Annotated in this window: 10 protein-coding genes; 2 read left to right on the top strand and 8 right to left on the bottom strand. The window is 43.7% G+C overall.

Annotation, left to right across the window (positions count from 1 at the left end):
* Positions 1–11 precede the first annotated feature (11 nt).
* The 4 genes from HRQ91_RS10540 to HRQ91_RS10555 form a co-directional block, all read right to left on the bottom strand.
* On the bottom strand, positions 12–1,292 hold the full coding sequence (locus HRQ91_RS10540) for a nickel-dependent putative hexonate epimerase (protein WP_210119498.1): 1,281 nt from the start codon (positions 1,290–1,292) through the stop codon (positions 12–14).
* An 11-nt stretch (positions 1,293–1,303) separates the two neighbouring features.
* Positions 1,304–2,596: a TRAP transporter large permease gene (locus tag HRQ91_RS10545; protein ID WP_210119499.1), complete on the bottom strand. Its 1,293-nt coding sequence runs from the start codon at positions 2,594–2,596 to the stop codon at positions 1,304–1,306.
* Between the two features lie 2 nt (positions 2,597–2,598).
* Positions 2,599–3,042, bottom strand: coding sequence for a TRAP transporter small permease (locus HRQ91_RS10550; RefSeq protein WP_210119500.1), 444 nt, complete (start codon positions 3,040–3,042; stop codon positions 2,599–2,601).
* A 95-nt stretch (positions 3,043–3,137) separates the two neighbouring features.
* Positions 3,138–4,145: a TRAP transporter substrate-binding protein gene (locus HRQ91_RS10555; protein WP_210119501.1), complete on the bottom strand. Its 1,008-nt coding sequence runs from the start codon at positions 4,143–4,145 to the stop codon at positions 3,138–3,140.
* A 294-nt stretch (positions 4,146–4,439) separates the two neighbouring features.
* Here HRQ91_RS10555 and HRQ91_RS10560 point away from each other — a divergent pair, with 294 nt between their 5' ends.
* A complete protein-coding gene (locus HRQ91_RS10560; protein ID WP_210119502.1) occupies positions 4,440–5,732 on the top strand; it encodes an ABC transporter substrate-binding protein in 1,293 nt (430 codons plus the stop codon).
* Positions 5,733–5,981: 249 nt separating this feature from the next.
* Positions 5,982–7,112 carry a lipid II:glycine glycyltransferase FemX gene (locus tag HRQ91_RS10565; RefSeq protein WP_210119503.1) on the top strand — a complete coding sequence of 377 codons (1,131 nt, stop codon included), beginning with the start codon at positions 5,982–5,984 and terminating at the stop codon, positions 7,110–7,112.
* Between the two features lie 30 nt (positions 7,113–7,142).
* On the opposite strand, the gene HRQ91_RS10570 is transcribed toward HRQ91_RS10565, so the two are convergent.
* From HRQ91_RS10570 to fabV, 4 genes are all read right to left on the bottom strand, one after another.
* Entirely contained in the window at positions 7,143–8,693 is a 1,551-nt protein-coding gene (locus HRQ91_RS10570; protein WP_210119504.1) for a dihydroorotase, read from the bottom strand.
* Positions 8,690–9,145, bottom strand: coding sequence for an aspartate carbamoyltransferase regulatory subunit (locus HRQ91_RS10575; RefSeq protein ID WP_210119505.1), 456 nt, complete (start codon positions 9,143–9,145; stop codon positions 8,690–8,692). Before HRQ91_RS10575 ends, HRQ91_RS10570 begins: the two co-directional genes overlap by 4 nt.
* 15 nt (positions 9,146–9,160) lie before the next feature.
* The gene (gene pyrB / locus HRQ91_RS10580; RefSeq protein ID WP_210119506.1) at positions 9,161–10,084 is read right to left on the bottom strand and encodes an aspartate carbamoyltransferase; all 924 of its coding nucleotides are present in this window, start codon (positions 10,082–10,084) and stop codon (positions 9,161–9,163) included.
* A 135-nt stretch (positions 10,085–10,219) separates the two neighbouring features.
* The gene (fabV, locus tag HRQ91_RS10585) at positions 10,220–11,449 is read right to left on the bottom strand and encodes an enoyl-ACP reductase FabV (RefSeq protein WP_210119507.1); all 1,230 of its coding nucleotides are present in this window, start codon (positions 11,447–11,449) and stop codon (positions 10,220–10,222) included.
* Positions 11,450–11,558 lie beyond the last annotated feature (109 nt).

Below are 11,558 nucleotides of genomic sequence, written 5' to 3' on the forward strand. Positions count from 1 at the left end.
AGCACAAAAAATCAAACATCAAAATTCGCCCGATAAGCCCATAATCCCAGTCCCGGATTTGAGATATAAAATACTCTTTCACCTTGCACATCATTCCAGCCGTCTTGCAGTTTATCCAGACAGTATCTTTTTTTATACTCTTTTATATCTCCATAATCATACCCGACAGACTGAATTTCTTCCTGTTTCAAAAATCCGGGGCAATATGTAACTTTAAAACGACCTTCGGTTGAACCATGCATCAAGTGGGATGCGGCTCCTAAATTTGAAGATAAATCTTCATTCTCTTTTACCATCTTTTTAATTAAAGATATTCCCGAATAGCCGTATTTACGAATCAATTTATCTGCTATCGGATTTTCGCCAAAAGTGCGAAGCCCGGGAGCAATGATAACAAGTTCCGCATTATCAGCCAATGCCATACGAGTTCTGTAAATACTTTTATTGCCCACCCATGTGCTTTTGTACTCTTCTCCATCAAGAAAAACAACGATTTTATCCGGTTGCTCTTCCATTAAAAAAACATTTGTCTCCCGTGCAAGTTCGGCGGCCTTCAAATAGCATTCTTCATCGTCACCGATAAAAAGCCCCTTAAAAAGAGTTCCTCCTTTCATATCGGGCGCAACTACGGTATGCATGTAAACAATGGGTAGATTCCTCAAATATTGCTCTGAACCAAAGTTAAGCAATGTTCGCACAGGATTATTTATTCTTCCCATTATTTTTTCAAGATTGCAACAGGCTCCTACAAAGTGACTTTTATCTATACATTCCTTTCCTCCAAGTCCTACAAGTATGTTTTTTGTAAAATTCGCCATACCGGCAACTTCATGAGGAACAACCTGTCCAACGGAAATTATCAGATCCCAATTTTCAGAAAGCAAGCAACGATTTACCTGAACCGGCCAATCATAATCAACGGCTCCTCCGGATATATCGGCAACTTTATTTCTGTCGATGCGTCCTAATTCAATTACATCATTTTTATAATCATGATCTTTTATAATTTCCAAAGGAATACCGGAAAACATCAATGTTTTTTCTTCATCAGTCATGCCGTAATGTGTTCCCAGAGCCGGCATGACAAGCTTTAGCTTTGAACCGAGGATTTTGTATAGATACTGTGTTATTTTGCCTGCCCTCGAATGAAATCGTGTAAAATCAGGCGGAATAACCATAACCTTATCAAGGCGACGCTCTTTTGAAATATTATTAATAAAATTTTCCAAAACTCCAAAAAGAGCGTCTTCTTTAAAATCCTGTTTTTCATTTTTACTGCTATAATACAACATATCTCTTAAACCTATTTAACGGGCATTAGTAAATTAGGCAAAAATGTTATGAGCGGCGGGAAAAGTATTAAAATAACCAAAAGAACGAGCATTCCAAGGAAAAAAGGAATTAACGCATAAACCAGTTCTTCCATTTTGACCTTTGCTACCCCTGACGCAACATATAAGACGGTTCCCACAGGCGGCGTAATAAGCCCTATCCCTAAGTTAATACAGGTAATAACTCCCCAGTAAACAGGATCGATACCGTACTTTTGCATAACGGGAAGAAGTACCGGAGATAAAATAAGAATGGCAGGAGTTATATCCATTACAAAACCGACTAAAAGTAACAAAATATTTGCAAAAAAAACAATGACGAGAGGGTTGTCACTCAGAGAACTGAAAAAAGAAGTAAGTTCCTGAGGGACATGAGCCAAAGTAAGCAGATAAGCGGTTACGGAAGCAGTTCCACATAAAAAAAGCACGGAAGCTGTGGTTTTAGCGGTATTGAAAAGAACTTGGGGCAGTTCTTTAACTTTAAGCTCTTTGAACACAAAGAGACCTAAAAAGAGGGCTACTACTGAAGCCACGACCCCCGCCTCCGTTGCCGTAAAAACGCCCGCCAGTATACCGCCGACAATGATAAAAGGTACAAGAAGGGCCGTCCATGCGCTCTTAAATGCAACAAAAACCTTTTTAAAAGAGAACTTGTTTTTCTTCCCCTCATTCAAATCTTTTTTATGTTTTCCAACTGTCAGAAAGGTTACAAACATCAATATAAAAGCCGTTAGTGTACCGGGTATAATTCCGCCGATAAACATCTTAGATATCGATGTGCTTGTCGTTACTCCGTACAGTATAAAAGGAATGCTCGGAGGAATGATAATTCCGATAACAGAAGATGATGCGGTAACGGCAGCCGAGTAGGCCGGTTCATACCCCTCTTCTTTCATCGGCGGTATAAGCAGGCCGCCGATTGCCGCCGTATCCGCAATAGCGGAACCGGAAATTCCTCCAAAAAACAAACTTGAAAGGATATTAACGTGACCGAGACCTCCTTTTATATGACCGACGAGAGAATCCGAAAAAACAAGAAGTCTTTTGGCGATACCGCCGCGATTCATAACTTCTCCTACAAACATATAAAAAGGTACGGCGAGAAGCGTAAAACTATCCATTCCGGTAAACAGCTTTTGAATATAGCTGACCATTGGGAAGTCCATTATAAAGAGCATAACGACGTTGGCTATTGCCATACAAAAAACAATAGGAATTCCTAGAGCAATACCTGAAAACAATATAACTAAAAAAATAAAAAGCATTATTATCTCCTGTTGTTTTTTATAGTATCTATAAATCTGGCAATGTTTCCGATAAACATAAAAGACATAGAAATAGGAAGAATGGAATAAACAATCTTCATAGGAACTACAAGACTTGCGGAAACGTGATTCATGACTGATATAAATTGAAAACTATAAAAAGTGAGCAACAGCAAAACGCCGCCGACTAATAAAAATTCAATAATGTCAAGAACATTTTTTCCCCAGCGCAATTTTCGAAGCCGTGCCGAAAGAATATCCAATTTTACCAACTCGTCATTTTGAAAAACGCTGATTATTCCCAGTAAATTCATCCAAATAAAAATAAACCTTGAAAGTTCGTCTGCCCAAACAATGGAATTATTAAAAACGTAGCGACTGGCAACATTATATGCTACTATAAAAAAAAGAAGAGCTGTAAAAATAACGATTACAACTTTATACATACCTTTTATAAAGTATAACAGGTGTTTCATAGAACCTCTCATAGGAGGGACTCATCGTCCCTCCATCCTTTTATATATTATTACATCCTAATATATTATTGCATCTCGTTAAGAAATTTAACAGCGCGCTTTACAAGATCAGGTCCGATTTCAGGCGCAAACTCATCATACACAGGTCTTGTAATTTTCTGAAAGGCCTTTAATTCTTCCGGAGAAAGAATTGTTACTTCCATATACTTCTTAAGTTCATTAAGGGTTCTTTGTTCCGCTTCACGGGCGGTTTTTCTGTTAAAATCCCTTGCAGCATACACAGCTTCTTTTACAGCCTGTTTATATTCGTCGGGAAGTTTGTCCCAGAATTTCTTTGAAAAAAGAACTCCGAAGGGAGAGTAAACATGTCCCGTATTGGTAGCATATTTTTGAACTTCATAAAATTTGTTTGAAAGAATTGTTTCCCAAGGATTCTCTTGGCCGTCAACAACTTTCTGCTGTAAAGCTGTAAAAACTTCTCCGAAATTCATCGGCGTAGGATTTGCTCCGAGCAATCTGAAAGTTGAAAGAGGAACGGGGGTCGGCATTGTTCTGAGTTTTAATCCGATCATATCTTTAGGAGTTTTGACAGGACGGGAACTGTTTGTTAATTGCCTAAAGCCGTTTTCCCAATAACCAATACCGATCATGCCGGCAGGTTCAAGAGAGTCAAGGACTTCCTGACCGATAGGTCCGTCCAACAGGGCGTCAGCCTGCGCATAAGATGTAAACAAAAACGGAAGATCAAAAAGCTTCACTTTGCTGGAAAATTGAGCGGCTGGCCCTATCGTACCGCAAAACATTTCTATGGTTCCAAGCTGTAAACCTTCCAGAACAGCCATATCGTCGCCAAGCGTGCTGGAATGATAAAGCTGCATAACTACAGCGCCGTCGGTACTTTGTTCAAGAGTTTTTTTCATAAATTCCAAAGTTTTGAACTGTACAGATTGATCATTGAGACCTATTCCTGTCTTAATGATATAAGGCTTTTTTGCGGATTCCTGGTTCCCGTTTGCGAAAAGCATTGCAATACCGCATACGGCGAGTATCGCCGCTAGAATTGTTTTCTTCATTTCTCCTCCTTATGAAACGGCATTCTAGGAAATTTCGATTTCCTAAAATGCATTATGAAAATCATGCTATCATAGCTTTATTGCCGTGTCAATTTATTCGTGATTGAAAACGCTCATATCGGCGCCGTTTCGGTTCGTTGCAAATGCGCGGGGGAATGCTGCAGCGTCTATGTCATTTCCCGTCTTATTTTTATTCTTCACTGAAAAATTTTACAATGATCATAAAAGATTTTAAATTGACAGTTCCCGAAGGTGATAAGAGAATATCAATAAACTAAAGTTTAGGAGGAAAACGTGAAAAAAACACTCGCAGTTCTTTTGGCGCTTTTAGCGGCTACAGGAAGTATTTTCGCTTCGGGCGATAAGGATGCAGGATCGCAGGGCAGCGGCGTTACCACAATAAAATACGCTTTTTGGGGCAACCCTGATTCAATAGGCGTTGAAAGAACGATCATCGACGAATTTGAAAAAAAGAATCCCAACATCAAAGTAGAACCGGTAGTCTCCGCCTACAACGACTATCACACAAAACTCATGACGATGATTTCAGGCGGTATGGCGCCGGACGTCATGCGCATCGACTCATATTTCTTTCAGGACTTCTGCAATCTGGGAGCCGTCGCAAGCCTTAAACCCTTTATAGAAAAATCGGACTTCGACACTTCAATTTATTCAAAGGCGGCAATAGAAGAAGCTACGATCAAAGGTGAAATTCATGCCCTTCCATGGGGTACCGCTCCCATTTATCTGGCGTTAAACCTCGACACCTTCAAAAAGGCAGGCATCGCGCTCCCATCATACGACTGGACGGTAGACGATTTTATAAGGATCGTAAAGCAGTTCGGAGGAGTAAAAACGGGAGTGTACGGATACGCAAACCAAATGGCTTCCAACAATCCTTTTTACGGCTTTATCTGGGCTTACGGAGCAAATCTGCTCACTGATGACCGCAAAGGCTATGCGCTCGATTCTCCCGAAGGCTGCCAGGCCTTACAGATGATCGCAGACCTTTATCAGCAGGGATTTTTACCCAAAGACATGATTTCCACCCCTGCAGCCGAAACGATAAGCCGCTGGTTTACTTCGGGAACGCTTGCTATGATGATTGTTTCAGCACAGGAAATCTTAGCCATTCAGAAAGTTGAAGGCATAAATTTTGAAGTGTATCCCTTCCCCGGCGGAAAAACGGTAAAAAACACTACTACCGTCAAGAGCAACGAGATTGCAATATCCGCAGCATCCAAACAAAAAGACGCAGCATGGAAGTTCTTAAGCTTTCTCAGAGGCAACGAGGGAGAAAGGTTATACAGCGCAGCCCGCCGCATTCCTCCGTCTTTAAACAACGATCCAGAATTGTGGGGTCTGTATCTTGACGCCACCAAGAGCCCACGCGACATAAAGAAGGCTACGGACGCCATCAATGCAAAATACGGACACACTTTGCAGCTTAGAAGCGGCTATTCCGAAATTGACGCAAACACCGTTCCCGTATTCCAGCGAATTCTTAGCGGCAACGTCAGCGCCGAAAAGGGCTTAAAGGATTTTAGGGCTAAGGTTGAAGAGATTCTTGCAAGGAACAACAAGTAAGTCTTTATTACCGGGCGGCGGACGTACGCCTTACCCATTCCATTGTCCGGCTGCGGCTCCTGTGTCCGGCGTGCGGAACGCGCAAAAGGTGCAAAAAGCCGCAGCCGGCTTTCTGCAAGCTGCAAGTTCCGGCAGTATCAGTCTGTGATACTGCCGCAGTTTTATAATCCGCCTTATAAAAAGGACTAGCTGCATGGTATACAGATGACAGCGTTGCGGCTTTCTTTTTTTGCTGTTATCGTGCCTTCTATGGTTACGGTACAAAAAGTCGCCCCGGACGTATTTCCTCCGCACGACAATCTTTTTCAAACCGCATTTTGGGGAACGTTTAAAGAGACTCTCGGCCAGCAGCCTTATTTTTTTTCGGTAACGTTTTCAGACGAAAACTTCGATTCTCCGCTAACTTTTCCGTTTATGACGCTGATAAGAAAACGCGGCGACGGCAGCTGCTATGCATACGCGCCTAAAGCGCCCTCAGTCGTGTTGCCGTCTGAAAAACGCGGCGTTCTGCTTGAAGAACTCGCCCTTGCACTACGCCCCTACCTGCCTGAAAACTGCATATGCTTACGGTACGATCTTGCCTGGCGAAGCCAGTATGGCGGTGAAGAAATCGTAAATCCTCAGACTGCGCAGCTGGCTTTAAACTGGGGAACCCAAACGCACAATCTTAGAAAAGCTCCGACCGGTCACCTTGCGGCAAACACGGTCATCATTAATTTAGCGCTTACGCCCGAGCAAATACTCTCGCACATGAGAGCAACTACGCGCAACTGTATACGCCGCTCATACCGCAGCGGAATTGATTTTGCCGTAGGCGGAAAAGATATGCTCCATGACTGGTATGCGCTTTATGAAAAAACGGCAAAACGAAAACATTTTTATTACGAGCGTGAAGAATATTTTAACAAGCTGTTTTCGCACAAGCGTATTCAAGAAAATATTTTTCACGAGCACCCGCCCAATCAAAACGAAAGAAGGAAAAAAGATGTCATACCTCTTTCCGCTCCCGCTCCGTCTCCGCAATTTCACATTATGAGCGCGTCAAAAAACGGAATTCTGCTTTCGGGAATAATAATTGCGCTTTCAGGACATAACGCATACTACCTGTACGCCGGATCGAGCGATGAAAAAAAGGAGCTAATGCCGAATTACGGTCTGCAGTGGGAAGCGATACGATTTGCCCGCAGCAAGGGCTGTACCGCTTACGATCTCATGGGCATTCCCCCAAATAACGATTCGTCAAACCCTATGGCAGGCCTCTATCTTTTTAAAACCGGCTTCGGCGGAGAAAAAGTGCGCTTTGCCAGCACATGGGATTTTCTGTTCAATGAAAAATCGTACTCGTATTTTTGCTTGGAAGATCAATTTTACAGGCAATAAAAAGGCCCTGCGCATAGCCAAGGCCGCTGTTTATAATTTAAAAACCTGTTTTCCGCCTATGAACGTCGCATGAACGCGGCCGAAAAGTTCTTTTCCTTCAAAAGGAGTCGCCTTTCCCTTGCTGAAAAAATTTTCTCCGGTAACGCGCCATTTTTCGGAGGGAGAAGCCAAAACCAAATCCGCGTCGAACGACTCCAAAAGACGTCCTTTTTTCAGATTTAAAATTCTCGCAGGCTGGGCGGACATAAGGCGCGACAGACGGCTTGCGGTAAACCCGTTTTGCCTTACCAAAACCGTGTTACAGACGGCGTAAGAGGTTTCAAGCCCCGAAAATCCCGGAGAACTTCGAGCCTTGTCTTCAAAAGTGTGCGGAGCGTGATCGGTAGAAATAACGTCGGCCGTTCCGTCACGCAATGCCTCAATGAGCGCCTTTCTGTCTTCCTCGTTTCTTAAAGGAGGATTTACAAGCGCCCTTATATAAGGCGGAAACGTACCGCACAAGGCCAGATGATGAGGAGTTACTTCGCAAGAAATTCTCAAGTTTTTAAAAGCGCCGCATCCGTTGCCGTTTTCACAATCTCTGTTTGCGGCAAAAAATCTTTCTTTTGCTCGGCGCACCGCGTCCATACTTTTTTTCGTGCTCACGTGAGCTATGTGAACGCGGCAGTGTGCAAGTTCCGAAAGCAAGAGATTTCTTTCGGTATAAGAATCTTCGGACACTGCAAGGATTTCATTCGCCTTTGTAAGAGCTCTCGTGATCTTTGCGTCCGCTTCGGGCGGAAGTTTTTTTGCGCCGTCTGCAGATTCAGAACCGCTCAGGTTTTCAACTCCCCATGCGGGTATCGAATACTCGCGCATAACCGAAAGCGCTTCCCGCCTGTAAAGATCGGCCGCAGCCGTAAGTGAAGGATCTTCGCTGTGGCAGCTTACAATAAGATTTTTTTCTGCGGCCTTTTTCATCGCCTCAAACATGACGGAAGAATCCCAAACATCCTTTCCGTCTTCGCTTACGACGGGAGTAAAATCGGAATCGACATCGTCAAGGGAAGAAGTGTCTTTTCCATTAAAGTCCTTTGTAAGGCTTACCGCCTGAAACATATTCGAAAGCCCCAGCGTATTCCCTTCTTCCGATATTTTTTTTGCTTCTTTTCCCGAAGAAACCGTCGGCGACGTATTGGCCATGGCGACTAAGGCTCCCACGCCTCCGGCAACGGCCGCCTTAAGACCGCTGTGAAGATCTTCCTTTTGCGTTTGCCCCGGATAGCGCAAATGAACATGCATGTCTATAAAGGCGGGCATAAGAGTAAGCCCTTCGGCGTCGTAAAAAGAAATGTCGCCGTCTTTAAAATTTAAGGCAGCCGCAGACAAAGACGTCGTTTTACCGGCTGCAGCTTTACCCGATACGGCGGCAATCGAAGCGTTTTTTACAAGGGATTCGGCGTCCTTTTTTGTTGGGAAACGCCCCTTAAACACCCTTAATATCTTTCCGTCAAAAACCAAAACGGCGCCTTCCGTGTCCAGATCTTCGTCGACTAAATGAGCGTTATAAATCAAAAGCGCATTATTCTTATATCCGTTCAATATTTATGCTCCATAAGCTCGGCGTTGTTTCCGGCTTTGTACAAAGTATCGCAATACTGGCAGCGGTACAGTCCCTGCGTACGATCGACAAGCCTGAAAATTTGAGGAATATAGTGTTCCGTCATAGTTATACAGCGCGGATTTTTGCACTTTACAACATTTTCTACCCTGTCAGGCAGTTCCATCGTAATCTTATTAACGATCTTTTCATCTTTTATTATGTTTACGGTAATATTGGGATCAATAAATCCCAGCACGGAAAAATCGATATTTATCGTATTGTCTATCTTTATAATATCTTTTTTTCCTATTTTCTTTGACGGAACGTTCATAATAAGTGCGGAACTGAATTTCGCTTTATCCAAACCGAGCCATTGAAAAATTTTGGGTCCGTAACCGGCATTTATATGATCGATCACAAGGCCGTTTTTTATCGTATCAACATTTAACATCTTGCTTAAGATCTCCTATAAACTTCCCGTAAGTTTTGCAATAAGCGCCATGCGCACGAACATTCCGTACTTAGCCTGCTTAAAATAGGCAGCCCGCGTATCTCCGTCGACTTCCACAGCGATCTCATTTACGCGAGGCAGAGGATGAAGCACTATCATGTCTCTGCGCGCAAGTTTCATTTTTTCGTTGTCAAGGATATAACTGTCTTTTAATCTTATATAATCCTGCTCGTTAAAAAATCTTTCTTTTTGTACACGGGTCATATAAAGAATGTCGACGTCCCCTATGGCGTCTTCAAGGCGTTCCACGCTTCGGTATTCTATCTTTAAAGGTTCGAGGATATTTTTTAGCATGTAATCCGGCATCTGAAGTTCTTTGGGGCTTATAAAAATAAATTTATTTTTAGGATAGCGGCTCAACGCTTGCACCAAACTGTGCACCGTACGCCCGAATTTAAGATCGCCGCAAAAACCTACCGTTTGTCCTTCAAGACTGCCTTTAAGCTGTCTTACGGTAAGAAGATCCGTCAATGTCTGCGTAGGATGAAAATGCCCCCCGTCGCCTGCGTTTATCACCGGACAAGACGAATACTTGCTTGCCAAAAGAGCGGCGCCTTCTTTGGGACTTCTTATCGCAAGGACGTCCGTATAGGATGAAACGACACGGATTGTGTCGGCAAGGGATTCTCCTTTGGTTGCGGATGAAGACGACGCATCGGAAAAACCTTCAACGGCGCCGCCCAATCTGAGCATTGCAGCTTCAAAGGAAAGCCGTGTTCTTGTGCTGGGTTCAAAAAAAAGTGCCGCGAGAATTTTCCCGCGGCACACATCTTGAAAAGATACCGGATCAACGATAATTTGTTCGGCCAAGGAACAAATTTCATCTATTTCCGTCACAGATAAATCGTTTGGCTCAATGAGATGCCGTCCGTTTAACATGGCACATCCTCCGCTGACATGAATTATACCACAGGCCGGCTCATAAAAACAACCGTCGATATTCCGGACGTTTTTTTTAAAACTCCTGCCGCAGTCGCACACGGACGTGCGACCTACAAGAATGTTTTTCTTTAACTATGATATTGCGTCCATGCGCGCGACGTCTTTATCATAATCAACGCCGGCAATGTCAAAACCGTTAGTAGCAAGAAAATCATGCTTATATCCTTCAAGGTCGCAAAGCTGCGAAAGATTTTCCTGAGTAACGGCGGTCATACGTTCGCGACAAAGTTTTTGAACGTCGTCGGCAAGTTCCCAATCGTCAATTCTTATCCTATGTTCGCTGTCCGTAGGAACGTCGGCGGCGGAATTGTCCGCACCCGTATAAAGCCGTTCCGCAAAAAGCCTTTCAATCTGTTCGATACAGCCTTCGTGAGTTCCTTTTTCCTTCATCACCTTAAACAACACTGAAAGGTAAAGCGATATTATGGGAATTACCGCGCTTGAGCGGGTTACAAGCCCCTTGTTTACGGAAACAAAGGCTCCGCCGCCTACAGACGATTTTAATTCCTCGTTAAGATCAAGCGCGGCTTTTTCCAGGTCGAGCTTTGCAGTTCCTATAGTTCCGTCACGATATATCGCATGGCTGAGTTCCGGCCCTATATAAGAATAAGCTACCGTGCGGCATCCTTTTGCAAGAACGCCCGCTTGTGAAAGCTGTTTTATCCAACGGCGCCAGTCGTCGCCTCCCATAACCTTGACGGTATTGGCAATTTCTTCTTCCGTAGCGGGTTCTTCGCTCGATTCTTTAAGAGTCTGCGACATGATATCGATATATTTCCCGCTGTAAGGTTTTCCGCGCGGTTTGATTACGGACTTATATAGAACCTTTGTGTCGGGATCCGTGCGCACGGGACTTGCGAGGCTGTAAATTATAAGATCGAATTTCCGTCCGAGTTTCTTTGCTTCGCCGATAACCTGAGATCGGGTTTCGTCCGCATAGGCGTCGGCGTTCATGGTTATTGAAACAAGTCCCGCCTTTTTTGCGGCAGCGTCAAAGGCCGTATTGTTGTACCAGCCGGGAGTGCCGCTCTTTGTTTCGGTGGCTTCTTTTTCATATGAAACTCCGATCGTGTCGGCTCCGTATGCAAAGGCACTGACTATGCGGCTGGCAAGGCCGTATCCCGTAGAACATCCCAAAACAAGAACTGTTTTCGGCCCCTTGCCGCCTTCCTTTACGCTCTTTATTCCGCGTTTTTTCTTTTGCGTTTTTACATATTCGATCTGATTTTCCGTTTCTTTTGCGCACCCGACAGGATGTGCGTTTATACAGATATTGCTTCGTACCATCGGTTTAATGACCATAACATCTCCTATAAGATACGGCGTTGCAGAAAATGTGGATTTCCGAAAATGCCACAATTGCACGCTTTTTGCGCGCAATTATAAACTACCGTAGTTATCTTTGTCAAAG

It is taken from the genome of Treponema parvum (assembly GCF_017893965.1).
In the GTDB taxonomy this organism is placed as follows: Bacteria; Spirochaetota; Spirochaetia; order Treponematales; family Treponemataceae; genus Treponema_D; species Treponema_D parvum.

What these genes read in the sequence shown, in the direction of transcription:
- HRQ91_RS10540 (WP_210119498.1), bottom strand. Translation starts at nt 1,292, where the DNA reads ATGTTGTATTATAGCAGTAAAAATGAAAAACAGGATTTTAAAGAAGAC.
- HRQ91_RS10545 (WP_210119499.1), bottom strand. Translation starts at nt 2,596, where the DNA reads ATGCTTTTTATTTTTTTAGTTATATTGTTTTCAGGTATTGCTCTAGGA.
- HRQ91_RS10550 (WP_210119500.1), bottom strand. Translation starts at nt 3,042, where the DNA reads ATGTATAAAGTTGTAATCGTTATTTTTACAGCTCTTCTTTTTTTTATA.
- HRQ91_RS10555 (WP_210119501.1), bottom strand. Translation starts at nt 4,145, where the DNA reads ATGAAGAAAACAATTCTAGCGGCGATACTCGCCGTATGCGGTATTGCA.
- HRQ91_RS10565 (WP_210119503.1), top strand. Translation starts at nt 5,982, where the DNA reads ATGGTTACGGTACAAAAAGTCGCCCCGGACGTATTTCCTCCGCACGAC.
- HRQ91_RS10575 (WP_210119505.1), bottom strand. Translation starts at nt 9,145, where the DNA reads ATGTTAAATGTTGATACGATAAAAAACGGCCTTGTGATCGATCATATA.
- pyrB (WP_210119506.1), bottom strand. Translation starts at nt 10,084, where the DNA reads ATGTTAAACGGACGGCATCTCATTGAGCCAAACGATTTATCTGTGACG.
- fabV (WP_210119507.1), bottom strand. Translation starts at nt 11,449, where the DNA reads ATGGTCATTAAACCGATGGTACGAAGCAATATCTGTATAAACGCACAT.